Annotated in this window: 21 protein-coding genes and 4 pseudogenes; 10 read left to right on the plus strand and 15 right to left on the minus strand. The window is 69.2% G+C overall.

Annotated features, from left to right (window positions below; all coding sequences use genetic code 11):
- Entirely contained in the window at positions 1 to 1,833 is a 1,833-nt protein-coding gene (locus NBH00_RS17940; protein WP_254569964.1) for an acyl-CoA dehydrogenase, read from the minus strand.
- A gap of 215 nt (positions 1,834 to 2,048) precedes the next feature.
- Between NBH00_RS17940 and NBH00_RS17945 the strand changes: the two genes are divergently transcribed.
- Both NBH00_RS17945 and NBH00_RS17950 read left to right on the plus strand, forming a co-directional pair.
- On the plus strand, positions 2,049 to 2,834 hold the full coding sequence (locus NBH00_RS17945; protein WP_254569965.1) for a methyltransferase domain-containing protein: 786 nt from the start codon (positions 2,049 to 2,051) through the stop codon (positions 2,832 to 2,834).
- 137 nt (positions 2,835 to 2,971) lie between these two features.
- Positions 2,972 to 3,124: a hypothetical protein gene (locus NBH00_RS17950; RefSeq protein WP_254569966.1), complete on the plus strand. Its 153-nt coding sequence runs from the start codon at positions 2,972 to 2,974 to the stop codon at positions 3,122 to 3,124.
- A 136-nt stretch (positions 3,125 to 3,260) separates the two neighbouring features.
- Here NBH00_RS17950 and NBH00_RS17955 read toward each other — a convergent pair whose 3' ends face one another.
- Positions 3,261 to 3,410 carry a hypothetical protein gene (locus NBH00_RS17955; protein WP_254569967.1) on the minus strand — a complete coding sequence of 50 codons (150 nt, stop codon included), beginning with the start codon at positions 3,408 to 3,410 and terminating at the stop codon, positions 3,261 to 3,263.
- 61 nt (positions 3,411 to 3,471) lie between these two features.
- Between NBH00_RS17955 and NBH00_RS25565 the strand changes: the two genes are divergently transcribed.
- Positions 3,472 to 3,606 carry a tyrosine-type recombinase/integrase gene (locus tag NBH00_RS25565; RefSeq protein ID WP_367401344.1) on the plus strand — a complete coding sequence of 45 codons (135 nt, stop codon included), beginning with the start codon at positions 3,472 to 3,474 and terminating at the stop codon, positions 3,604 to 3,606.
- A 125-nt stretch (positions 3,607 to 3,731) separates the two neighbouring features.
- Here NBH00_RS25565 and NBH00_RS17960 read toward each other — a convergent pair whose 3' ends face one another.
- Positions 3,732 to 4,256 (minus strand): RES family NAD+ phosphorylase, encoded by a 525-nt coding sequence (locus tag NBH00_RS17960; RefSeq protein ID WP_254569968.1) that lies wholly within the window; start codon positions 4,254 to 4,256, stop codon positions 3,732 to 3,734.
- Positions 4,257 to 4,261: 5 nt separating this feature from the next.
- Entirely contained in the window at positions 4,262 to 4,600 is a 339-nt protein-coding gene (locus NBH00_RS17965) for a helix-turn-helix domain-containing protein (protein WP_254569969.1), read from the minus strand.
- A 99-nt stretch (positions 4,601 to 4,699) separates the two neighbouring features.
- Between NBH00_RS17965 and NBH00_RS25570 the strand changes: the two genes are divergently transcribed.
- Positions 4,700 to 4,918 (plus strand): helix-turn-helix domain-containing protein, encoded by a 219-nt coding sequence (locus NBH00_RS25570; RefSeq protein WP_367401261.1) that lies wholly within the window; start codon positions 4,700 to 4,702, stop codon positions 4,916 to 4,918.
- Between the two features lie 768 nt (positions 4,919 to 5,686).
- Here the strand turns inward: NBH00_RS25570 and NBH00_RS25575 are convergent.
- The 6 genes and pseudogenes from NBH00_RS25575 to NBH00_RS17985 form a co-directional block, all read right to left on the minus strand.
- Positions 5,687 to 5,981: pseudogene (locus NBH00_RS25575) on the minus strand (putative quinol monooxygenase).
- Positions 5,982 to 6,414: 433 nt separating this feature from the next.
- The gene (locus NBH00_RS17970) at positions 6,415 to 7,932 is read right to left on the minus strand and encodes a 4Fe-4S binding protein (protein WP_254569970.1); all 1,518 of its coding nucleotides are present in this window, start codon (positions 7,930 to 7,932) and stop codon (positions 6,415 to 6,417) included.
- A complete protein-coding gene (locus NBH00_RS25580; protein ID WP_367401345.1) occupies positions 7,932 to 8,927 on the minus strand; it encodes an AurF N-oxygenase family protein in 996 nt (331 codons plus the stop codon). The genes NBH00_RS17970 and NBH00_RS25580 overlap by 1 nt, the downstream gene beginning before the upstream one ends.
- 264 nt (positions 8,928 to 9,191) lie before the next feature.
- Positions 9,192 to 9,704, minus strand: a pseudogene (locus tag NBH00_RS25585) (DUF3047 domain-containing protein); the annotation flags it as partial.
- Positions 9,705 to 10,643: 939 nt separating this feature from the next.
- Complete coding sequence (locus tag NBH00_RS17980; protein ID WP_254569972.1) at positions 10,644 to 11,927, minus strand: IS1380 family transposase; 1,284 nt, start codon at positions 11,925 to 11,927, stop codon at positions 10,644 to 10,646.
- 301 nt (positions 11,928 to 12,228) lie between these two features.
- Positions 12,229 to 13,364 (minus strand): annotated as a pseudogene (locus NBH00_RS17985) (IS3 family transposase); the annotation flags it as partial.
- Between the two features lie 66 nt (positions 13,365 to 13,430).
- On the opposite strand from NBH00_RS17985, the pseudogene NBH00_RS17990 reads away from it, so the two are divergent.
- Together NBH00_RS17990 and NBH00_RS17995 are read left to right on the plus strand one after the other, a co-directional pair.
- Positions 13,431 to 13,622 (plus strand): annotated as a pseudogene (locus NBH00_RS17990) (transposase); the annotation flags it as partial.
- 278 nt (positions 13,623 to 13,900) lie between these two features.
- Positions 13,901 to 14,161, plus strand: coding sequence for a hypothetical protein (locus NBH00_RS17995; RefSeq protein WP_254569973.1), 261 nt, complete (start codon positions 13,901 to 13,903; stop codon positions 14,159 to 14,161).
- 76 nt (positions 14,162 to 14,237) lie between these two features.
- Here NBH00_RS17995 and NBH00_RS18000 read toward each other — a convergent pair whose 3' ends face one another.
- Positions 14,238 to 14,849, minus strand: coding sequence for a TetR/AcrR family transcriptional regulator (locus NBH00_RS18000; RefSeq protein WP_254569974.1), 612 nt, complete (start codon positions 14,847 to 14,849; stop codon positions 14,238 to 14,240).
- Positions 14,846 to 15,310 (minus strand): PaaI family thioesterase, encoded by a 465-nt coding sequence (locus tag NBH00_RS18005; protein WP_254569975.1) that lies wholly within the window; start codon positions 15,308 to 15,310, stop codon positions 14,846 to 14,848. Before NBH00_RS18005 ends, NBH00_RS18000 begins: the two co-directional genes overlap by 4 nt.
- A 94-nt stretch (positions 15,311 to 15,404) precedes the next feature.
- On the opposite strand from NBH00_RS18005, the gene NBH00_RS18010 reads away from it, so the two are divergent.
- Together NBH00_RS18010 and NBH00_RS18015 are read left to right on the plus strand one after the other, a co-directional pair.
- Positions 15,405 to 17,633: an MMPL family transporter gene (locus tag NBH00_RS18010; RefSeq protein WP_254569976.1), complete on the plus strand. Its 2,229-nt coding sequence runs from the start codon at positions 15,405 to 15,407 to the stop codon at positions 17,631 to 17,633.
- Between the two features lie 36 nt (positions 17,634 to 17,669).
- Positions 17,670 to 19,190: an MFS transporter gene (locus NBH00_RS18015; RefSeq protein ID WP_302182755.1), complete on the plus strand. Its 1,521-nt coding sequence runs from the start codon at positions 17,670 to 17,672 to the stop codon at positions 19,188 to 19,190.
- Between the two features lie 34 nt (positions 19,191 to 19,224).
- On the opposite strand, the gene NBH00_RS18020 is transcribed toward NBH00_RS18015, so the two are convergent.
- A complete protein-coding gene (locus tag NBH00_RS18020) occupies positions 19,225 to 19,602 on the minus strand; it encodes an SCP2 sterol-binding domain-containing protein (protein ID WP_254569977.1) in 378 nt (125 codons plus the stop codon).
- Positions 19,603 to 19,790: 188 nt separating this feature from the next.
- On the opposite strand from NBH00_RS18020, the gene NBH00_RS18025 reads away from it, so the two are divergent.
- Both NBH00_RS18025 and NBH00_RS18030 read left to right on the plus strand, forming a co-directional pair.
- The gene (locus NBH00_RS18025) at positions 19,791 to 21,005 is read left to right on the plus strand and encodes a cytochrome P450 (RefSeq protein ID WP_254569978.1); all 1,215 of its coding nucleotides are present in this window, start codon (positions 19,791 to 19,793) and stop codon (positions 21,003 to 21,005) included.
- Entirely contained in the window at positions 21,005 to 21,886 is an 882-nt protein-coding gene (locus NBH00_RS18030) for an SDR family oxidoreductase (protein ID WP_254569979.1), read from the plus strand. The genes NBH00_RS18025 and NBH00_RS18030 overlap by 1 nt, the downstream gene beginning before the upstream one ends.
- A gap of 554 nt (positions 21,887 to 22,440) precedes the next feature.
- On the opposite strand, the gene NBH00_RS18035 is transcribed toward NBH00_RS18030, so the two are convergent.
- Together NBH00_RS18035 and NBH00_RS18040 are read right to left on the minus strand one after the other, a co-directional pair.
- Positions 22,441 to 23,235, minus strand: a complete 795-nt coding sequence (locus tag NBH00_RS18035; RefSeq protein ID WP_254569980.1) for an ABC transporter permease — start codon at positions 23,233 to 23,235, stop codon at positions 22,441 to 22,443.
- Between the two features lie 56 nt (positions 23,236 to 23,291).
- On the minus strand, positions 23,292 to 24,098 hold the full coding sequence (locus NBH00_RS18040) for an MlaE family ABC transporter permease (RefSeq protein ID WP_254569981.1): 807 nt from the start codon (positions 24,096 to 24,098) through the stop codon (positions 23,292 to 23,294).
- Positions 24,099 to 24,114 lie beyond the last annotated feature (16 nt).

Here is a 24,114-nt window from a genome sequence, read left to right on the forward strand (position 1 = left end):
CTAGAAGCTCGCCTCGGCGAGCTCCATGACCTCGTTGTCGATCGCGGCGATGCTCTCGCGGACCGCGGTGAGGCGGGGCAGCATCGTGCGGGCGAAGAAGCCGGCCACGGCGACCTTGCCCTCGTAGAACGCCTTGTCCAGGCCGGAGGCGCCGGCGTCGAGCGCGCGCTGGGCGATCTCGGCGTGGTCGAGCAGCAGCCAGCCGATGAGCAGGTCACCGAAGGCCATGAGGAAGTCGACGGAGCCGAGGCCGACCTTGTACAGCTGCGTCGGGTCCTCCTGGGCGCCCATGAGGTACCCGGTGAGCGACCCGACCATGCCCTGCACGTCGCCGAGCGCGGTCGCGAACTGCGCCCAGCTCGGGGCGAGGGAGTCGTGCCCCTCGGCGTCGATCGACGCCTGCATCTTCGTCATGACGTGCGTGAGGGCCTGACCCTTGTCCCGCGCGATCTTGCGGAAGTAGAAGTCCTGCGCCTGGATCGCCGTCGTGCCCTCATAGAGGGAGTCGATCTTCGCGTCGCGGATGTACTGCTCGATCGGGTAGTCCTGCAGGTAGCCAGAGCCGCCGTAGGTCTGGAGCGACTCGGTCAGGACGCTGTAGGCCCGCTCGGAGCCGACGCCCTTGACGATCGGCAGCAGCAGGTCGTTCACGCGGTGCGCGAGCGCGCCCTCGGCGCCGGAGACGATCTCGGCGGCGGCGACATCCTGGTGGGCGGCCGTGTACAGGTAGACGGCGCGCAGGCCCTCGGCGTACGCCTTCTGCGTCAGCAGCGCGCGGCGGACGTCCGGGTGGTGGATGATCGTCACGCGCGGGGCGGCCTTGTCGGCCATCTGCGTGAGGTCGGCGCCCTGCACGCGCTCCTTGGCGTACTCGAGCGCGTTGAGGTAGCCGGTCGAGAGCGTCGCGATCGCCTTCGTGCCGACCATCATCCGGGCGTGCTCGATGACCTCGAACATCTGCGCGATGCCGCCGTGCACGCCGCCGACGAGCCAACCCTTCGCCGGGATTCCGTTGTCGCCGAACGCGAGGTCGCACGTCGCCGACGCCTTCAGGCCCATCTTGTGCTCGAGGCCCGTGACGAAGACGCCGTTGCGCTCGCCGAGCTCACCGGTCTCCGTGTCGAACAGGAACTTCGGCACGAAGAAGAGCGACAGGCCCTTGGTGCCGACGCCGGCGCCCTCGGGGCGGGCGAGGACGAGGTGGAAGATGTTGTCGAACAGGTCGCCCGAGTCACCCGAGGTGATGAAGCGCTTGACGCCCTCGATGTGCCAGGAGCCGTCGGGCTGCTCGATCGCCTTCGTGCGGCCGGCACCGACGTCCGAGCCGGCGTCGGGCTCCGTGAGGACCATCGTCGAGCCCCAGTTGCGCTCGACCGCGAGCTCCGCCCAGTGCTTCTGCTCCTCGGTGCCGAGCGTGTGGAGGATGTGCGCGAAGACCGGGCCGGCGAGGTACATCAGCGCGGCGGGCTGGGCGCCGAGGATGAACTCGTTGATCGCCCAGGCGACCATCGAGGGCGCCGGGACGCCGCCCAGCTCCTCCTCGATGCCGATCCGCGGCCACTCGCCGTCGCGCCACGCGTACACCGACTGCTTGAAGGCCTCGGGCAGCGTGACCGTGCCGGTGGCGGGGTCGAAGGTCGGCGGGTTGCGGTCCGTCTCGGCGAACGACGCGGCGACCGGGCCCTCGGCCAGGCGCGCGGCCTCGGTCAGCATCGAGCGGACCGTGTCGCCGTCCAGGTCACCGAACGCGCCGGTGGCGAGGACCTCGTCCAGCTTCAGCGACTCGAAGAGGTTGAACTCGAGGTCGCGGACATTGCTCTTGTAATGGCTCACGGGATTGTCGCCGGGGGGCGCCTTTCGAAGATCGAAAACGAACGGACGCGTTCAGTCGCGTCGACGGCGGCGAATGGTGGCAGATGGCGAGCGCGCGGGGATGACCGGCTGGACGCCCGGCCCAGAGGTGACCGGGGAAAGGCCCACCGGCATGCTGTCGCCCGCTCGCGCTCCCGGCCTCGACGTCGCGCCCCCACGGCGTCACACTCGCTCGGATGAGCGGGCTTCAGTTCGACGACACCGCGGGCCAGGACCTCGAGGCCCTGTACCGGACGGGCGATGCGGTGCGTCGGCGGCGCCTCGTGCGCCGCGCGCTGGCCGCCGCGCCCGGCGAGCACGTCCTCGACGCCGGGTGCGGGCCCGGGTTCTTCTGCGCCGAGCTGCTCGGCGAGGTCGGGCCGGGCGGCCAGGTCAGCGGCACCGACCTCAGCCCGCAGATGCTCGCGCTGGCCGAGCGCCGGTGCGCCGGTCACGAGAACGCGACGTTCCGGCCGGCCGACGCCACCGAGCTCCCGCTCGTGGACGCCACGGTCGACGCCGCGATCTGCGTCCAGGTCCTCGAGTACGTCCCCCAGGTCCACGCCGCGCTCTCCGAGCTGCGCCGGGTGCTGCGCCCGGGCGGCCGCGTGGTGGTCTGGGACATCGACTGGGCGACGCTGTCGTGGTACTCCGAGGACCCCGCGCGCATGCGGCGCGTCCTCGACGCGTGGGACGAGCACCTCGTGCACCGGACGCTGCCGCGCACCCTCGGCCCGGCCCTGCGATCCGCCGGTTTCGCCGACGTGGCCATGCAGGCGCACGTCTTCGCCACCTCGTCGTTCGATCCGGACACCTACGGCGCCGCCTCGGTGCCGCTCGTCCGCCGCTTCGTCGCCGGCCGGTCCGGCGTGAGCCCGGCCGAAGCCGAGGCGTGGGCCGACGAGCAGCGGGCGCTGGGTGACCGCGGCGAGTACTTCTTCTCGATCACGCAGTTCTGCTTCACGGCGACGCGGCCGGTCTGAGTTCGGTCGAGGCGGGGCGCGTGCGGCGCGCCGGGGGCCGCGGGCCCTGCATACCCCTGGTGAGGGACCTATCTCGCCCGATTGTGGACTGTTGCGGGGAGCCGGTCGGGCGTACCGTCAGGGACGAGGACATCGACATGGTCACCCCGAACATCACCGAACTGCACCGCGCCTCCGCTCACCCGCGGCCGGCTGCCACCCCGCCGCTCGCGCCGTCGACACCCGCGCCCGACCGGCGCATCACGCCGCCGGCGGTCGCGGCCCGCGCGCGAGCCGGCGCCTCGGCCTGAGCGCCCGGCTCACGGCAGCACGATCGCTGCCGGCTCACCGCCGCTTGATGACGCGCCCATCCGGTGCGTCGCGCGATCACGGATGCGCGGGGACAACCAACCCGTACGTGCAGCGCGCCCACTCGCGTCACCGCCATCAGCGCCGGCCGCACACGGGTGCCGTGGCCAGGCCGCCGCCCGTCGCGTCAGGTGCAGTTGCCCGCGGGTCGAGGCCCAGCGCCGCCTGGCCCTTCTCGCGCACGTCGAGCAGGTGGGCATCGGCGGGCGGCATCGTGAAGCGCAGCACGGTCGGGTGTGGGTTCCCGGTCTCGGGGGTGGGCGAAGACGAGGTCCCCTTTGGCACGCGTATGGCGGCTGCCGGTGTCCCCATCCGCACCATCCAGGAGTGGATGGGACACGCGGATATGAAGACCACCCAGGTCTACTCCCATTACTCCCCCACGCAGCATGAGACCGAAACCGTCGACCGCGCGTTCGCGTAGCTATGTCACGCGCGGTGCGTGTCATCACCCGAGCGGGAGCGCGTTGGCGGGGGCGCCGGCTGGCGAAGCCTCGCGTCAGCTCCACGCGGCTGATCGCGAGGCGGGTCTTCAGCTGAGCGAGGTCACTAGGTCGTCATCCCGGTCGGTACGGTCGGTGGCTCGTCGATCGTCTGCGGGGGCGGGATCGGCCGAGCCCCGGGGATCTCGCGCTCCGGGCGGAAGGCACAGACCACGAGGCGTTCCGGTCGCGCGGCAGACGGGGCGATCAGCGCTTGGTACCCCTCGGCGAAGAGCGTCTCCCCGACCCGCTGGAACGCCGACCACCGGGTCCGGCCCGGCCTGGGCACCCGGAGGCCGACGCGGGCAAGACGCTGAGCGTCGCTGAGGTCGGCCACGCGGGTGACCGAGAGCTCCCAGGCCCAGAGGTCACGCGGGAGCATCACGCCGGGAGCCATGCCGAGGCCGGCCAGCGCCCGGTACCACTCCGCCCACACCGTCGCCGGCTCATCCGCGTGGTACCACGCGTCGACCACCTCGCCGCGTTGCCAGCGGTTGTCCGCCGGGACCTCGGCCTCGTAGAAGACGTCGCCGCCCGCCGGTACGTGGCGCCACCACGTGCCGCTGACATACGTCGCGTCGACGTCCAGCACCGCCGTCAGGACATCGCGGTGGACTCAAGCGCCGCCACCAGCCGCAACACGTCCCGGTATCGCCCTTCGGCGACCACATCCAGCGGCTTGTCCTCCTCGAGGACGGCGCTCGGCTTCAACAGCCACACGCGGATGTAGTCCTTGGCCATCACTGTGGAGAGGCGCTCGACGACCGAGGAGAGCTCGACCAGCCGCTCGGCGTTCCGCCCCGACGGCGACCGGTTGCCGCGAATCCACGCACGGACCGTCGTGGGATCCGCGCTCGTCGCCCGCGCGATATCCGAGGCCGACAGACCCCCGAGGTCCACCACATGCTCAGCTTCGGTCGCGAACCCTGTGCTCATGCCCCAAGTGTAGCGCCAAACACCCGCAAAACAACCGCCGCTCCCGCCCCGTAGAAAATTGGGGGTGGGGTATTTGGCCTCTGGAGCGCCTTGACCTGTATGAGCCCTCAGCACAGCCCCCACCACCCCACCGAACCCGACGGCCCGCTGCTCGACGCAGCCGGCGTGGCAGACCTTCTCGGCGTCCCCCAGAGCTGGGTATACGCCGAGACACGCGCCGGACGTCTCCCCCACGTCCGGGTCGGGCGCTATCGCCGCTTCCGCCGCCGCGCCGTCGAGCAATGGATCGAAGACCACGAGCGAGGACCACGTCGGTGAGCACGAAGAACCACCGCGCGCGTGACGGCCGCACCATCCGGCCGTGGACCGACGACGCGGTTGGATCGAGGAACCACGAGCGGGGTCCGCGACGATGAGCACCAAGAACCGTCGGGCGTACGGCACCGGCAGCCTCGAGGTCCGTCGCGATGTCCACGGGCGGGAGGCGTACTACGACGGCCGCTTCGTCGCTGCCAAAGTACAACGATTACGAGCCGTAACGAGTCAACCGTCGGCGCTTGGGTTGGTTGGCGCCGCCTCACGAGCAGGTTCTGGAGCTCTGGCGGACCCGTCCCGCGGACCGCCGCCCGTACCGCAGAAGTGACAATGAAGCTTGCGATCTGACGCCGGGGGGTGTGGCGGAGGGTGCGGAGGGCGACGCGGACGCCGAGCGGGGTGAGGCCGGAGAGGCGGGCGAGTTCTTCGCCTGACAGGGGGCCCGGTGAGGCTTGCAGGGTCTCGAGGGCGAGGCGGGCGAGCGGGTCATCGTTGACCATCGGCGCAGCATGGCACGTTCGTTCGTGGTCGGTGCGGGCGTGCGACGCGGCCGCCGCTCGCCGGAGGGTCACGTCGGCGATCTCGGTGCGGCGGCCGCGTGCACGTCGCGGTCGTGCCTGAGATGAAGAGGACAGGCGCAGGCCCTTGAAACCGCCGCAGACCGGCGGTGGCGTCAACGCGCGGTGAACGCGAGCGGTTGGTGTCGCCGCGGCCGGTCATTCGCCGACCGGTCGGGCTCCTAGCGTCGAGGCATGCGGTTGCTCGCCGGAGCTACTTCACGGCGACGACGTCGACGGTGCGGATGTCCGGGTCGCTGGCGAGGAGGTCTGGGGCGACTTGGTCGAGGGCTTTGGGGTCTCACCGCCGAGGTGGGCTTGGCGCCCGTCTTCGGCTTCGAAGGTGTCGAAGATGCCGTAGTGGGTGTCGTCGATCTGAAGGCGTACCAGGTCACGGTGCCTTCCTCGGCGGCCGCGAGCGCGCGGCCAGCCTGCAGGAAGACGCCGAGCTCCTCGCCCTTCCCGGGCTTGGCTTCCAACTGTGCGAGCAGTCCGACGGTGACGGTGATGTGACTCGCGCCAAACCGCCCCTCGGGCCCGTCGACCTCCGCCCAGCAGCGCGTCTCAGCCGCCGCCCCGAACTACCACAAACTGTCCCTGTTACCCCCAGAGTTACCCCGACCGACTTTCGCCGCCTCAACCCCGCAAGCAAACGCAAAAACGCCCATTCCAAGGGCGTTTCTGAGAGCCGACGAGCGGATTCGAACCGCTGACCCCTTCATTACGAGATCTGTCGCAGGTGTAGACAGGTGCCGTGCGGTGCCGTTGAGCGCATGGAATGGGGCATCCCGCGGCGCTGCGGTGAGGACGAGTCTAGTCGAGTGAGGACGGGGTGTTACCCCCAGAGTCAGCCCCGACGCCGAAAGTCGCTGCCGGGCGACTTCACCGCGATCGGCGAGGCGAGCAGCAAGCGCCCGTCGCAGCTTTGCGGACCGCTCGTTGTCAACGGGCGCGCGTGAACATGCGCGGCGCGCGTGCGCGCCATGTCGCAGGCCGGGTGTCTACCGCGGTTGGTGCGGCGATCGGGTTGGGCAGGCGGTCCGCGTTGTAGTCGTTGACGAGCGCCGCGACGGTGTTCTGAGAGCAGATCTTGTTGGTGCCGATGAAGCCGGTGGGTCCGCGTTTGATCCAGCCGACGACGTAGGTGCCGGGGACGTCGCGTCCAGTGGACGGGTCGACGACTCGTCCGCCGTCGTTGGGGATCGTGCCGGTGGTTGCGTCGAAGGGCAGTGCGCTGAGCGGTGCTCCGCGGTAGCCGATCGACGTGACGAGCAGGCCGGCGTCGATCGTCTCAGTGAGCCCCGTGCCGGTGAGGGTGCCGTCGGTGCGTTCGAGCTCGATCGCCTCTACGGCGTCGCTTCCGAGGACGCGCCTGGGTGCCAGACGGTATCGGAGCTGGATCTGTCGTCCCGTGCCGGCGGTTGGTGGCAGCCCGCGCAGCAGTTCGAGTTTCTTGTCGCCGGCGGGTGCGGCGGCGAGGTCCTCGGGGCGGACGGAGAGGGTGACGCCGGCAGTCGCGGCCAGGCCGACGAGCTCGGGCAGGGTGAAGGCGGAGTGCTCCGGTCCGCGCCGGGCGGCGATGACGATCTCCTCCACACGGCTGGTCCGGAGCGCCGCGAGCGCTGCGGGCGCGATCTCGGTGTCGGCGAGCGCTTCGGGGTCCAGGGTGAGGATCCGTGCGATGTCGAGCGCGACGTTGCCGTTGCCGATGATGACCGCGCGCCGGTGCGACAGGTCGATCGTTCGTCCGGCGTGAGCGGGGTGGCCGTTGTACCAGGCGACGAGTTGCGTGGCTGAGATGGCGCCTGGCAGGTCGGCGCCGGGGATCTGAAGGGGCCGGTCTGTCGCGGCGCCGACCGCGTAGATCACGGCGTGATGCGCGGTCAGCAGCTGTTCGTGGGTGGTGTCGCGGCCGACCTCGACGCCGAGGTGCATCGTGAGCCCGGTGTGTCGGCGGATGTGGTCGAACTGTCGGCTGACCCGGCGTGTGCGGCGGTGGTCGGGGGCGACCCCGCTGCGCACCAGGCCGTAGGGGACCGGCAACCGTTCGTACACCGATACGCGCGCGTCAGGGATCGTCAGGATCTCCTCAGCTGCGTACATCGCGGCCGGGCCGGAGCCGACGATCGCCACCCGCAGTGGCTCGGCCCGGTCGCGCACGTGCAGTCGCGGGCGCACCGGTGCCAGCGGGGCCCTTTGGCGCCCGTCGTGGCGGTGATACTCGGCGTTGATGAGCGTGAAGGCTTCCTCGCCGGGCGTCAGCAGCGTGTGCGGCTTGATCGCGTCGACAGGGCACGCGCTGACGCATGCACCGCAGTCGACGCACGTGGTCGGGTCGATGTGCAGCATCTCGGCCAGCTCGAACATCGGATCGTCGGGCGTCGGCTGGATGCAGTTGACCGGGCACGCGAACACGCACGAGCCGTCGCCCACACACGATTGCGTGACGACGTGCGGCATCAGGCGAAAAGGCCCGCGCGGCGGTCCGGCTCCCCGCGATAGCGTGACGGCTCCCCGTCGATACCCAACCGGCGCCAGATGCGCCGGCTGACCCGGTTCATCAGTCCGGTTTCGGTCGCAAAAGCGCGCATGTCTCCGAAGTAGGACGCCATCATCGCCCGTGAAGCGGGACTGGTCCAGAACGCCTCCCGGCACACCTCGCGGGGAATCCCCACGCGCCTGGCGACCGAGCCGGGGGTGCTCATGATCTCCTCGGCCGCCAGGCGCATCACGACGGGGAACAGCACCGACAGCGCCGCCCGCTGCACCCGGCTCAGCCGCGGGACCCGCAGCCGCACGAACTCGCCCGCGAATGAGATGTGGCGAGCTTCCTCGGCGATGTGGATCTCCATGGTGCGCAGGAGCGCGGGGGGAAGGTCGGCGCCCTCGCGCAGCAGGGCCTTCTGGTAGTGGTCGATCGGCTCCTCGCCCGCGAGAATCGCGACCATCAGCAGCAGCGGCGCGAACGCGAGTGCCGCGCCGATGAACGGCGACACCACGCGAAGATGGCGACGCATGCCGGGCACGTCGCAACCGACGCGGTTGACCAGTTCCGTGAACATCTGGATGTGGTTGCACTCCTCGGTCATCTCGTGCATGCAGTACCGGAACTCCGGCGACTGGTTCGGCAGCGCGACCGCGTACTGCATCAGGCCGCGGATCAGCATGCTCTCGAAGGCCGCACCGACCCGCAACGCGTTCATCATCCGCCACTTGCCGACCTCGACTTGCCGCTCGAGCGGCAACGACTGATACCACGCGGTTGCCCCGAGCGGATCGCAGTGCGCCGACAACCGCCAGCGCGGGTCGTCCTGGTCGATCGCCAGCTCGGCCGAGTCCCAATCGATGTCCTCGTACGGATCGAAGTGGACGTGAACGGAGCCTTCGGAGAGGGTCCGCAGCATCGCCTCGTAGGCCTCGTTGTCGCTGGGGGCGATGGTCGTCGCTGGGGTCATCAGTGCTCCTGGTTGCTCAGAAGGCGCGCTCGCGCCGACAAAAGTACGCCTACGCACATAGCATACCGCGAAGGTACATCCCTGTACATACGTGGTGGCCGAGGCCGGGCGAACCGTGGTGCGCAGCGCGAGCGCCCGTCCGATGCTTGAGCCCGTGATCGCCGCCGTCCGGCTGTCAAGCTCTGCGTGATCGGCTCTCCCGGTGGTGTTGCAGAGGTCGATGTCGCACTGTTGGCGGGTGGACTGCAGTCGGAGGTCATGGACGTGAAACGCGGCTACGCCCTGCTGGACGACGGTGTTGGCCACCAGCCATACCGCGACCACGCGCCGCGGGTCGGGGGTGAGAAGAAACGTGCGCGCGTCTGAGCTGATCTCGCGCCGCTCCTCGACCCAGTGGCCGAGTTCGGAAATCCCCGACCGGATGACGAGGTGCGTTCTACTGTCGTGCCAGTAGGCGAGCGGGCACTGAAACGCCGTCCCGGGCGTCAGCGTGGCCGACCACATCCACGAGAGGTCGCGCCCGTCGTCGAACTCGACAGTGACCGCCAGGTAGTCGTGTGTCGCTTCGATGTCCTCGCCGATCTGCGAAGGCAGTCGCTCGACCCGCGACGACCAGATCAGCGCGAGGTCGTCGGGGACTGCGACGTCGACCGGCCGGCGCAGAATGCCGGCGCCTTGCGGTGACAGGCAGGCAATGGCGCCGTCCACGGTGGACTGCCAGAAGTGGTCGCCTGCGCCGACTCTTGGGTGATAGGCCCAGCCGGCCGGAGGCGACATCGGTAGCCGTGCTCGCGCGTGTACGGCGCCGAAGATCTCCGGGGCCAGACGCGCAGTCGTGTCCAGCGCGGCGGCGTGCTCCCGCGCCCAACGGACGATGACGACCGTCAGGCGACCGCGTAGTGGCAGAGATCGCACGCCGTCGTCGAGGTCGCCGGTGTGCGTTACCGTGCCGGCTTCGGCGACCAGCAGCCGCAGTGGGCCGTCGGCCGTCAGCGTCGGCCGGTGCGTAGACCACGTCTCCGGCGCCGCGCATCGAGTGTGGCGGCCCCTCACCGATGCGCCACCAGAGCGCCTCGGTCGCCTGGATGCCCACGCCCAGGGATCTCGCCATCCAGAGGGTCCCTTGAGTGAAGAGCACGACCAACTCCCCTTGGCGAAGTCCGACCGTTGTCGTCACCCACGAACGTCGAGAGCGCAGCGCGACCGAGGTCACCTCCGTGGGCTGGCCCGAGAGCCTGTGCCGTGCCAAAAAGCCTGTGGGGTGCCAGAACCCCATTCCGGCCTGATCTCACGGCGGAAACGGGTCTTGGCACCCTTCAGGGGACGGGGACCCGGACGATCGAGGGCCGCGGCGCCAACGTTCGCGCGACGGCGAGTCGACGTGCAAACCGTCCGGCACGGCCCGCTGCCCGTCCAGGCGTACAGCGCCTCCCGCCGACCGCGCCGAACTACCAAAAATCGTCCCTGTTACCCCCAGAGTTACCCCCGACCGACTTTCGCCGACTTAACCTCGATCCACCGTTCGCCCCTGCGGTCGGCCGCGTCAGCGGCCGAGTGGGTCAGCTCGGAGTGGCGGCGCGGGTGATCGAGCGCGCTGAGGGACTCGGCGTGCGGGTGGGGCCAGTTGAGGCCGTCGCGCCAGCGTGATTGCGGCCGGTGGCGGGCAGGCCGAGGCCGGCAGTGCTGCGGCTGATTATCGTCGGTGGCCGGCGAGTGTCAGGTGGGTGGCGGGAGCGCCCGGATGTGCTGTAGGGCGGTGAGGAAGTCGTGGGCCCAGGGCCAGCGGGCGGGCATCCGCAGCAGCGTTTTGCGGCCGCTGCGGGCGAGTCGTCCGGGGATCGTGAGCAGCCTGCGGCGGAGGGTCCGCGCGGTGCGGGTGGTGGCGTCGGGGAGGGCGATCTTCTGGGTCCAGCGCAGCAGGTTGTGCGCGATCGCGGCGATGACGGTCCAGGCGGCGTTGGCGTTGTACTTGCCCGAAGGGAAGTGCGCGAGCGCTTGGTCTTTGAGGTCGCGGATCGCGAGCTCAACGACGGCGTGCTGGCGATGCTCGGCCTCGACAATCTGGAGGTCGTCGGTGCGGTTGGTGGCGAACGGGTAGTGCTCCCAACTCGGGAGCAACTCGCCCTGCTGGGAGAGCGTGCGAACCCGCCTGACGATCATCCGAAAGTCGCCGATCGTCGTCTCGGCGATCTGCGCGATCGACGTCTTGGGGTAGTCCTCCAACGTGGCCCAGGCGTCCTCGGGAATCGCTTCTACGAGCGCGCGAACATGGGGCTGCATGCGGATCCCGATCGAGAACTGCCAGCCGGCCCGGTCAAGCCGCACGAACGTCTTCTTCGCCCAGAACCCCGAGTCGGTGCGCAGCAGCTTCGGGCCTGTGGCGCCGGCGCGGTCAACGCGGGCGATGAGCTCCTCGCAGAAGCGGAGCATGCCGCGGGAGGTGTTCGCCGAGCCCTTTCGCAGCCGGATGTGGAGGACCTCACCGGTGTCCGCGCGGGTCGCCAGGAGTGGGTGGTAGCCGAGCTTTCGGGTGTAGCCGTAGCCCGCGCCCTGCTTCTTGTAGCCGTGGACCTCACCGACGAACGAATCAACGTCGATCACCAGCCGCTGATCGCCCGGGCCGGCGCCCGCCGCCCACGCGCGTTCAAGCGCGAGGCCGAGCACCCGGTCTAGCTGCCTGACGTGCCCGAACGTGAACGCCCGCAGGAACGTCCCCAAGGTCGAGGGCGCCGCAACACGATGCCCGAGCACCGCCGCGGTCTGCCCCGACCGAAGCAGGTCGCAGTCATCGATGCAGTCCGCGCCGAGAACCATCGCCGAGCACATCGTCATGACCTTCCGGCCCGGGTTCGCCGCGCCCGGACGGTCGCCGAGATCAACACAATCGTCGACCAGCGCCTCCAGGCCGAGGCGGCCGGCGAGCAGTGCCGGGAGCATCACGCCCGCGTTCGCCACCGCCCGCGCATCATCGAACACCACGACCGCCGACTCGTTCACCATGAGGGTGACCTCCTGAGCAGAGCCGCGACAGGCGCAATCTGTCGCTTTCAAGCCCTGCTTGGGAGGTCACTTAAGCCTCGATCCACCGATCCATCCGGGGTCTGAAGTGGAGTGACCTCCCAAGCAGGGCTTGAAAGCGGTCGTTCGCGGCGACCGCGGCTCTGCTCAGGAGGTCACCTGGAAGTCCCCCGGTCTGGTGGACAGGTCGGGGTTAGGCCGCGTGAGCGGCCGTTGTTGTAGTCAACAGGGTCTGGTCGGGGGAGGGGGAGAAAGCCGTTCCCGTATCGCGTAGAGGGGTGTTCTCGTAGTCCACGGGGCTGAGCATCCCGAGGCGGGAGTGGCGTCGGCGGCGGTTGTAGAACGTCTCGATGTAGCCGAACACCGCTGTTCGCGCCTCGGTCTTGGTCGGCCACGAGCGGCGGTGGATGAGGTCCTTCTTCAGGCTCGCGTGGAAGCTCTCCATCGCGGCGTTGTCGTAGCAGTCGCCCTTGGATCCCATCGAGATGTCGATGTCCACGCTGCGGCAGCGCTGGGTGAAGATCAGAGACGTGTATTGCCCGCCCTGGTCGCTGTGATGTATCGGCCGCCCGTCGGGCCGGCGCCTGGCGACGGCCATCTCCAGCGCGTCGATGACGAGCTCGGCGCGCATGTGATCGGCCATCGCCCAGCCGACGATCCGGCGGCTGTAGCAGTCCATCACCGACGCCAGGTAGAGCCACCCTTCCCACGTGCGGATGTAGGTGATGTCGGCGACCCACAGCTGGTTGATCCGGGTCGGGTTGAAGTCGCGCTCCACCAGATCGGGTGCGGTCCGCACGCCCTGCACGCGGATCGTGGTGCGTCCGCGCCGTCGTTTGTGCAGGCCCGAGAGGCCGGCGTTGCGCATCAGCCGCTCCACGCGTTTGCGGCCGACCAGAACGTCGTGCTGCAGCCGCAGCTCGGCATGGATCCGCGGGGAGCCATAGGTCTTCAGCGCGTCCGTGTGGATGACCGAGATCTGGTCGGTGAGCGCCGCGTCAGCGACGGCCCGGGCCGACGGCGGCCGAACGATCCAGGCGTGATAGCCCGAGCGCGAGACCGCGAGCACACGGCACATCAGGCTGATCGAGTGGCAGGCCTTGTTCGCCAGAACGAACCGGAAGGCGATCACCGGTTCTTGTTCTCTGCCACGAAGAAGGCCGCTGCTTTTTTTAGGATCTCACGCTCCTCCGCGAGGATCCGGTTCTCCTTGCGCAGGCGCCGCAGCTCCTCGCGCTCGCTGGTGCTCAGGCCCTCCGAGCGACCTTCGTCAGCGTCAAGCTGCTCGCGCCAGCTGCGCAGCGACCCTTCCGAGACTCCGAGCTCCTTCGCCAGCTGCGGGACGGTGCGGCCGCTGGACCGCAGGAGCCGAACGGCCTCCAGGCGGAATTCCAACGAGTACGGCGGGACCTTGGGCATATGCAGACATCCTCTCGGGCTGAGCAACCTCAGCCATCAGATGTCCACGAAACCGGGGGAACTCCACTCGTCGCGCTGGCGAAGCTGCGCTGGCGGATCGAGCAGGACTACCGCGAGCTCAAAGACGCCCTCGGCCTAGACCACTTCGAAGGCCGCTCCTGGCCCGGCTGGCACCACCACACAACCCTCGTCTCCGTCGCGCACGGCTTCCTGACCCTGGAACGACTGCGGCGACCTCAACGCCGGGCGGCCGCCTGACCTCACTGTTCGAGGTCGTTCGGGAGCTGCAAACGCTCTTGGCCTGCTGGCACGGGACATGCCCGACCTGCCGCAGACGGCTGCCGCCCGACACCCCCTACCTCAACGACACCTAACGGAGCACTATTAGCGCTCATACCGGCCTGCTCACCAACCCGTCGCCGGTCAGCGAGCGCGTCACCCGGCAGCTCCGGATCGCCCCGATCATCCTCGATGCCAGCGTGGTCAGGGCGATCGAGCGCCATCGCGATCCGAGCGCGCCGGATCCCCTGGAGCACATGCTGCGACGGCGCCTGGACCTCACGGCACCGGTCATCGGCCGCATCAGGCTCGACGACGCGGTCATCGCACTGCTCGTTCTCGACCGAGGCTCCACCACCACACCGCGCGCCGACCGCCCGTTCGCGCAGCAGATCGCCGACCTCACCTCCACGGCAATCGCCCGCATCCGTCAGAGCTTCTTCACCGACCTCACCGACACCCAGCCGCCGCTGAACCACCACACCGATTCGCCACTACGAGCCACTGCCCTCGCATAGTCCAGCGAGGTCCGCGGCCGAGCCGACACTCATGGGCTGCACATCGCTCCCGCCGGAGCGCCGTTCTGGCTGGGCCCTACCCGAGCTGGACGTATTCGGCGGCGATCGAGCGCTTCAGCCGCTGCAGGCTTGCCGCGCTAGCCGCGGTGTCGCCGGTCTCCGTCCACTCCAGCAGCAGACCGCGGAACACCGCGAGGGTCAGCGTGACCATGCCCGGAAGGTCGTCGCGCAGCCGCCACCGGGTGTGGCTGATCGACTGCAGCTGCCGGGAGATGAGCCGCTCGTAGGCGTCTTTGAGCCCTCGCAGGGCCGCTTCAACCTCGGGGGTGCCGGCGCCGCCGCCGATCAGGGCGAAGTAGGAGCGCGCGAGCTCGGGCGCGGAGGTGATCCCCGACCACATCGCTTCGACGAGTGCGTCGGCGAGCGCTTCGGGGGTGTCGATCTCGCCGACGGTCTCCTCGATGTGTCCGGCGACGCGCTCGCCGACGGTCTGGACCACGCGTACCAGCAGCGCCTCGCGGGTGTCGTAGTAGTAGAGGACGTTGCGCTTGTCCAGGCCTGCTTCCTCCGCGATCCGGCCCAGCGTCGCGCCGCCGAACCCGTCGCGTGCCAGCACGGTGGTCGCCGCTTCCAGGACCCGGGCGGCCGTTCGCTGGCCCTTGGCGGTCAGGTGCTTGCCCGTGCTCATGCCGCCGCTCGGTCGGTCACCGCGCGCGGGGCGACGATCGCGATCGTGCCCTGGGCGGCGGCGACGAGCCTGCCGTCCATGTAGGCCTCCGCCCGCACGACCGCGCTGCGGTTGGTGATCGCCAGGACCGTCGCGTCGGCCTGCAGCAATCCCGCCGCGACGGGCGCGATGTAGTTGAGCTTCAGCTCAGTCGTCGCCCCCCAATGCCCGTCCGGGATCAACGGGTAGACCACCGCGCCGGTGATGTGGTCCAGGATCGCGGCGACGACCCCTCCGTGCACGTTCCCCGACGGCGTCGGCACCTGGCCGGTGAGGTCCGCCTCAGACCAGAGCCGTCCCGCAGCGAAGCGCAGCAACCGCACACCCAGGAACTCGGGCAGCCCCGGCATCTCGTTGCTGATGGCGAGCATGCTCTCGGCCATCGCGTCGTCATAGCGCTCCTCGATCCTCAGGCGCGCCACAAGCTCTCCCGTTCAGCATCCACGCCACCAGCATAACGTACCGATCGGAGTAGTTTTCTTACTCGTTCGGTGCAAAATGTGGTTTGCTTGGGACATGCCGACGTCCGCCACCAAAGATCCATCCGCCGCGGCGGCGTCCGCGCTCGGTCCGCTCGGCCGGCTGGCGTACGCGTCGGCCACCCACGCACGGCGTACCGCAGTCGTGTGGTTCGTTGTGGTGGCCGGTTTGGGCGCGTTCCTGCCGCAGCTTGAGCATTCGCTGGCCGGGTCGGGGATGTGGGCGACGGGCTCGGACTCGGTGAAAGCCCGCGACGTTGTGCAGACGGCCGATCCGCTGGCCTCCAGCTCGGCGCTGAGCGTGGTCATGCACGGCGCCCGGCCGTATGCCGAGGACCCGGCCTTCCGGCGCGCTGCTCGCGCCGAATCGCGCCTGCTCGGCGGCGATAAGGCCGTCCGCGGCACGGTCGGGCCGCAGAAGGCCGGACTCATATCGGCCGACGGGCGCACCGTGATCGTCACCGCGGGCGCCGGCGCGAGCCCGAAGGAGATGATCCGCGCCGCCGACCGCCTCCGCGGCCAGGTGCCGAAGGTCGCCGGCCCGCGCTACCGGGCCTACCTGTCTGGGCTCTCGGCGCAGTGGGCGGACTTCAACAAGGACAACCGCGACGCCACGCTGCACTCGGAGACCTACGCGCTGCCGATCACGCTGCTGGTCCTCGCCCTGGCGTTCGGGTCGCTGATGGCCGGCGGCCTGCCGCTGCTGATCACCGTCATCGGCCTAGCCGTGACCGGCGGCACCCTGACAATCCTCACCCACCTGTTCGACATCTCCCTGTGGGCGCTGACGTTCACGCTGATCTTCACGATGGCGCTCGGCATCGACTACGCGCTGTTCATCGTCATGCGCTTCCGCGAGGCCCTGCGAGAACACGCTGATCCCGCCCTGGCGGCGGCGGTCACGATGGATACCGCCGGTCGCGCGATCGCGTTCTCGGGCACGACCGTGTTCCTGGCGATCGGGGTGTGCTTCCTGATCCCCAGCCCGATGCCTCGAGCGATCAGCCTCGCGATCATGCTCTCCGTCACCCTCGTCTTGACGGTGATGTTCACGCTGATGCCGATGCTGATGGCCCGGCTCGGGCCGCGGATCGACGCCGGCGCGACGCCCTGGCGCCGCCGCCAGAACCAGCGCGGCGCCCGCGCCGACGGTGACGGGCTGATGACCCGATGGGGGGCGTTCGTCTGGCGCCACCCGCGGCCGCTGGCCGCCGCGGCGATCCTTGTGCTCGTCGTGCTGGCGCTCCCGCTCGGCCATCTGCGGATCGGCATTCCCGGCGACGCGATCCTGCCCGATGACGCGCCGGCCCGCCAGGGCGCGCAACTGGTCAACCACGCGTTCGGCGTGTCGGGCATCGCGCCGGTCACCGTCGCCGCACCCGCAGGGGACGGCGCCCGCGCGGAGGCGGTCATGCGCGCCGACCGCGACCTGGTCGGCGTGCGCCCGCTCCCGACGACGCCGGGCACCGATCACGTTCTGCTGCAGGCCGCGCTCCGGGTGGCACCCGACAGCCGGGCGGCCGGAACCCAGATCGATCGGCTCCGCGCCGAACTCCCGCCAGACGCACTGGTTGGCCACGCCCCCGCCGAGCTGCACGATCTGCAGCGGGCGATGACCAACAAGGCCCCGCTCGTCCTGGGGATGATCCTCGTGCTCGGCTCGATCCTGCTGCTGATCGCCGTGCAGGCGCCGCTGATCGCGCTCGCCGGAACGCTCACCAGCGTGTTGTCCACGGCGGCCGCGCTCGGGATCACCGTCCACGTCTTCCAGGACGGACACCTCACCGGTCTGCTGGGATTTCAGTCCCAGGGCTTCATCGACTTCTGGGTGCCGGTGTTCTTCAGCGCGATGATCTTCGCGATCGCGATGGACTACACCGTGTTCTTCATCTCCTCCGCCCGCGAGCGCTGGGATGAGACCCGGGACGCCCGCACCGCCGTCGTTCACGGCATGGGCCGCTCCGGACCGGTGATCGTCGCGGCCGTCGCCGCGATGCTCGGCGTCTTCGGCTCCTTCGCCTTCTCCCCCGCCGTCCCCGCGAAGGAGATGGGCGTCGTGCTCGGCGTCGCCGTCCTGCTCGACGCCTTCCTGGTCCGGCTGCTGCTCCTCCCCGCCCTGATCAGCATCGCCGGCCCCCGCGCCTGGCATCAGCCCCACTGGCTCGGACGACTGCTGCCGAAGTTCAGCCTCTCCCACCGGCAACCCGGCGCCGTCGCGCCCGGCACCCAGAAGCCCAACCAGCCGGAGGTCGCCGTTCATGCCTGAGCAGATGTCACGTCCCGCGCCTACTGGGTCCTCGGCATCCTCTGCGCGTCGGTCGGACTTGTCGTCGCGTCGATCACCACGCTCTACATCGCCGGGCCACAGATCGCCCGCGAGATCGGGGCAAGTCAGACCGAGCTGACCTGGATCATCGACGTCTACACCCTCGCGATGGCCGGCCTCCTGCTCCCCGCCGGCGCCCTCGGCGATCGCTTCGGCCGCCGCGGCGTGATGATCGCCGGCCTCGGGATCTTCGCCGCCTCCGCCGTCGCGCTGCAGTTCGTCGACACCCCCAACGCCCTGATCGGCGCCCGCGCCGCGCTCGGCGTCGGCGCCGCGCTGATCCTCCCCTCGACCCTGTCGCTGATCACCAGCACCCTGCCCATGGACATGCGCGATGCCGGCGTGAGCATCTGGACCGCCGCGTTCTCCCTCGCCGGCGTGCTCGGCGGCCTCGTGGCGGCGATCCTGCTTGAGTTCTTCTCCTGGCGCTCGGCCTTCTGGAGCATCCTCGCCGGCGCCGCGATCGTGCTCGCCGTCTCCCCGACGCTGCCGTCCTCGCGCGACGAGGACCAGCCACCGATCGACGTCTGGGGCGCCCTGGCCGCACTCATCTGCGTCAGCGCCCTGGTCGCCGCGTTCATCCAGGCCGGCCTGGACGGCTGGAGCGACCCGAAGATCATCGGCCTGCTGAGCCTCGGCGTGCTCGCCGGCGGCGCCTTCGCCGCGATTCAGCTGCGCCGCCGCTACCCGCTGCTGGACGTGCGGCTGTTCGCCAACCGCTCCTTCGCGGTCGCGTCGTTCACCGTCATGATGTGCTTTGCCAGCGTCTACGGCCTCGCGTTCCTGATCATCCCCTACCAGCAGGTCGTGCTCGGCGACACCGCGCTGGCCGCGTCGCTACCGATGTCGGCGACCGCGTTCACGCTGATCCCGATCACGATCTACGCCGGACGCCTGACCCGCCGCTTCGGCCTACGCGTCATCGTCTGCGCTGGCTGCATCTTCAACGCCCTCGGGTTCCTCATCCTCCTCGGGATCGGCAGCGCCGGACCGGTCTGGGTCCTGTTCGCCGCCACGCTGCCGATCGGCCTCGGGCTCGGCATGGCGATGGTCCCCTGCACCCAGGCGATCATCAGCAACGTCTCCGAGGCCAAACAAGGCGTCGCCGCCTCCGTCAACCACACCACCCGCGAACTCGGCACCTCGCTCGGCGTCGCGCTCTTCGGCGGACTGCTGTCCGGCAAATACACCTCCGACATGCTCGCCATCACCGACAAGCTCCCCGCCCCCGCCCGCGACGCCAGCCGCGGATCGGCCGCCGGCGCGCTCCAGGTCGCAAGCCGCCTGGGCCCCAGCGGGCAGGCCCTGGCCGACAAAGCGCGGGACTCCTACGTGCACGCCACGCAGCACACCTCGCTGGTCATGGTCTTCATCATGCTCGCCGCCGGCATCCTCGCCGCGCTCTGGGCGCCACCCAAGGCGACCTACGCTGCGGCCCCCGTCGACGATCGAGAGCTCAGTATCTCGAGCTCCGTGACCGCCGACGCTGCCATGTGAGCGATACCGGTCGGCCGCTGCGACTTACGTGTCCTCAGGCTTCGGGCAGCGGTTGGCCGAACATCGCCCCGACCTTGGCGGCGAGCATGAAGTCGCCTTCGAGGGTCATCCGCTCACCCATGAGCAGGGTCACGGGATCTGCCTCGCCGGCGCTGAGGCGGATGAAATCGGCCAGGCCCAGCTTGATCGTCAGTGCCGGATCGGCCGCTTTCTCAGCGACGGGCACTGCGGCGACGGACGTGATGCGCATTGTTCGCGACCGCAGTACGCCGTCCAGGCCCGTCAGCTCGTAGGCGATCTCGCCGCTGAATCCCTCGGCGGCGGCGGGCACGAACTCTCCAGCCATCGTCCTGAAGATCAGCGTCAGGCCGGGCTGACGCCCGATGGTCTGCTCGAGCAGTCGGTCGCTCATCCTGCTCACGAGCTTCGGTGCGTTCGCCTTCGCGATCCCCTTGATGGACGTTCCGCGTGATCCACTCATCGTTGCTCCTTCATCGCGTTATCGGTCGACCGGGCGCGATCCAAACCCCCGGTCCGGTGATATTGGCAACCCGGCGGCAAAAAAGCCACCACATGGTTCTTTATTGCTATGGTCCGCGAATGAGCACGATTTCGGGCCTTGGGGCAGACCTCAGCGATCTCACGTTGTGGAACGACGGCCCCCCACATGCGATCTTCGATCGGTTGCGAGCAGACGCGCCGGTGCACTGGAGTGAGATGACGACCTACGACGGCGAGCCCGGTTTCTGGTCGCTGACGCGGCACGCCGACATCCGGGCGGCGAACATGGACTGGGAGACCTACAGCTCGGCGCTCGGTGGGATGATGCTGCCGGACGAGTCCGCGGTGCCGATGGACCTGCAGCGAGAGGTGATCATCTCGATGGACCCGCCGCGCCACACCCGCGTGAAGGGCCTCTTTCAACGGGCATTTACGCCGAAGGCGATCGAGGAGCACGCCGTCGAGGTTCGCCGGATCGTGGCGGACGCGATCGACGGGGTCGTGCGCGCAGGTGGTGGCGATCTCGTCAAGGACGTCGGCGGCCCGGTCACCTCGCGGGTGATCGGATCGATGCTCGGCACCGACCCTGGAATGGATGCCACGCTCGTCGAGTGGGCGAACGTCGGGCTCGCGTTCGAGGATCCTGAGTATCGACCGAATCTCGAGCGGCTCTACGAGCTCGTGCAGGAGGGTGGCGAATACATCCTTCCGCTGATCGCCGCGCGCCGCGAACAGCCGACGAACGACATCCTGACCGCCCTGGCCCTCGCGGAGGTCGAAGGCGACCGGTTCAACGACATGGAGATCTTCATGCAGTTCGGCATCCTGATCGCCGGCGGGACCGACTCCACCAAGTCGGTCTATACGAACGCGATGCATGCCCTGATGCACGACCGCGAACAGCTTGCCCTGCTGCAGCGCGAGCCCTCCCGGATCCCCGATGCTGTGGAGGAGATGCTCCGGTACTTCCCGGCGTTCTCCTACATGCGGCGCACCGCAAGCCGCGACGTGGAGCTGCACGGGCAAACGATCAAGGCAGGCGACAAGGTCGCCCTCTGGTACGCATCCGGCAACCGCGACGAGACGGTGTACGAGGACCCGCACCGGTTCGACATCACCCGCGCTCCGACGCACCAGGCCTTCGGCGCCGGCGGCCGGCACTTCTGCCTCGGCGCGGCGTTGGCGCGTCTGGAGCTGCGAATCCTCCTTGAGGAGACCGTCGCGCGCATCCCGCAGCTTCACCTGGCGGGGGAGCCGACCCGGACACGGTCGACGTTCCTGAATCAGTTCAAGACGCTGCCCGTGACTCTCTGATGGCCAAGCAGCCCCGCATCCTCAGCGGCCAGGTCGCCGTCATCACCGGCGGTGCCCGTGGCATCGGCAAGGAGACGGCGCGCGCGCTCGTCGCGCAGGGGATGAAGGTCGCGATCGGCGACCTCGACCTCGCCGCGACGGAGCAGGCCGCCGCCGAGCTCGGCCCGACCGTCAAGGGCTACCAGCTGAACGTCACCGACCGTGACTCGTTCGTCGCGTTCCTCGACGCGGCCGAGGCCGATCTCGGCCCGGTCGACGTCCTCATCAACAACGCCGGGATCATGCAGATCGGGCCGTTCCTCGAGGAGGACGACCTGACCGCGCACCGCCAGGTCTACATCAACGTGCACGGCGTCCTCTACGGCATGAAGATCATCCTGCCGCGCTTCGTCGCGCGCGGTCGCGGCCACCTGGTCAACATCGCCTCCTCCGCCGGCAAGGGCGGCTTTCCCGGCGGCGCGACCTACTGCGGGACGAAGCACTTCGTCGTCGGCGTCTCCGAGGCCGTGCGCGGCGAGCTGCGCGGGACGAACGTCGAGGTCAGCTGCGTCATGCCGGGCGTCGTCAACACGGAGCTCGCGACCGGTCTGAAGGAGGCGCGCGGCGTGAAGAACGTGCAGCCGCAGGACGTCGCCGAGGCGATCGTCGACGCGCTGCAGGTCCCGCGGTTCGACGTCTTCGTCCCGAAGTCGATCGGCCCGATCCTCAGCGTCATGGGCCTGGTCCCGCGCCGCGGCCGCGAGGCGATGACCCGGGTCATGAAGGCCGACCAGGTGCTCGCGTCCGCCGACCCCGCTGCGCGCAAGGCGTACGAGCTGCGCGCGTCGGCCTCCGAGCCCGGCCTCGATCCCGGCGAGCACGTCAAGGAACTGACGCGCTGAGGTATAGCACCGCGGCGCACCGCTTGAGTGAGGGCGGCTCCTCACCGGTTGAGCATCATCCGGTGGCGTCGCCACGAGTCGCCGTCGTCGGTGAAGAGGCTCCGCCCGAGGACGGTGACCGGTCACGCCAACGGCGCTGACCAGCTGATACTCCACGGACTTGTGGTAGCGGTCGGCGTGCTGGCGCAGCACATGCTCGATGTAGTCGGGGTGGGTGATCGCGAAGACATGCCGGTGTCCGCTGCGCCAGCGCACGATGGCGCTCCCGGCGGCCGCCTCGGCGATTCGGTCATCCGCACGCCTCCGCGCCGTGGGGGTAGCCCGCTCGCTGTGACGACAGGTCGCCCCGGTCGACGACCCTGCGCTCGTCAGACCGACCACCCCTGCACCGATCGCTGAACACGCTGTGCCACCATCGTCGGTTGACCGATCAGAGGATCGGTGAACCGCCCCACCACGCCATTCACGCGAGTGGTGCAAACGATTCACCTGCGAGACCCGCGGGCCTGGACGACGGACATGAACGCTGCGCGCGGCGCGCCGACGCGGCGGCGTCAGCCTCCGATGGGGGCGCGTGGGTTGGCGCCCCAGAACAGCTGGGTTCCGAGCATCCCGATGAGATGCACGAAGACGATGTTCAACACCATGGACTTCGCGGTCGCGGTGCCCACTCCGACCGGGCCGCCACTGGCGTTGTAGCCGTAGTAGCAGCCCACCAACACGATGCCCGTGGCCATGACCATGGCTTTCATCATGCTGAACAGCATGTCTGGTGGGTTCTGGAACATCCAGAAGATGAGGAAGAAGCCGCCAGAGGAGACGTCGCCGATCTGCTGCACCACTGCAAGGTAGGACGCGAAGAACCCGGCGCCGATCGCCGCGATGTACATGAACGGCAGCACCATCCACGCCGCGAGCAGGCGGGTGGCGCAGAGGAACGTCACCGAGTTGATGCCCATGACCTCCAGGGCGTCGATCTCGTCCGAGATCCGCATCGAGCCGAGCTCGGCGACGATCCCCGTGCCGACCTTCGCGGCCATCATGTACCCGAAGGCATAGGGGACCAACTCGCGCAGGTCACACCAAGCGGCAAAGACACCGGAATAGGCGGGAGCACCGACCGAACGGGTGAAGTACGCGCCCTCGATCCCGCACTGCAGCCCGATGATGAACACCAGCCCCCAGATCACGAGCGTCGAGGACAGGATCAGGATCCCGCACTGCCGCAGCGCCTCACCGAAGAAGCGGAACACGCGCAGGCCGTAGACCTGGCCGACGATCTTGCCGCAGAACTTCGCGATCTCCCCGAAGGTCGAGATCCAGTCCTTGGGTACCGCGAGCCAGCCCATCTAACCCAACCTCCCCACCAACGGAACACAAGCCATCTGGGCGCGGTTCTTCGCCATCACTTGATCACCGTGATCTCGGGGTGCGTGGCCAGCAGCGTCTGCGTGAACACGTAGTTGAAGGCGAAGACGCCGAGGAAGGCGATCACGACCGCCTGGTTGACCGCGCGGCCCACGCCCGCGGCACCGCCCGACGCGGTCATCCCCTTGTAACAGCAGACGATCGCGATGATCGCCCCGAAGAGCGTGCACTTCACCAAGGAGCCCCACAGGTCCGTCACCGAGGCATTCGTGAAGAACGTCGCCCAGAACGGCCCGAGCGGCGCGCCGTTGACGAGCGTGGCCAGGATGCCGCCGAAGATGCCGAACAGCAGCGCGTACACGTCGAAGAGGCCGGTCACGACCATCAGCGCCAGAAAGCGCGGCACGACCAGGTTCTTGACCGGGTCCACGCCGAGGACCTGCAGCGCGTCGAGCTCCTCGCGGATCTTGCGGGCGCCGAGGTCCGCGGTGATCGCGGTGCCCGCCACCCCCGCCAGCACGATCGCCACGACGAACGGCGCGAACTCGCGGATCGACGCCAGCACGAAGAACCCGCCCAGACGGTCCAGCGCCCCGAACAGCACGAGGAAGTTCGCCGCCTGCAGCCCCGGCGCCCCATACCCGAACGCCACCGTCGACACCAGCAGCGGAAACCAGCACAACCGCAGCGCGAACAGGAACTGCGACACGAACTCCCCACCGTACGGGTACGGAGGACGCAACGCAGACACGATCGTCTTCCCCGTAAGGATCATCATGTCCCCGACTTCTTCGAGGACTGCCTTGGCGGGCAGGAATGTGCGATCGGCGACGGTGCGGACCATTCAGCGTGCTCCTCGA

The organism is Paraconexibacter antarcticus (assembly GCF_024220175.1).
Lineage (GTDB): Bacteria > Actinomycetota > Thermoleophilia > Solirubrobacterales > Solirubrobacteraceae > Paraconexibacter > Paraconexibacter antarcticus.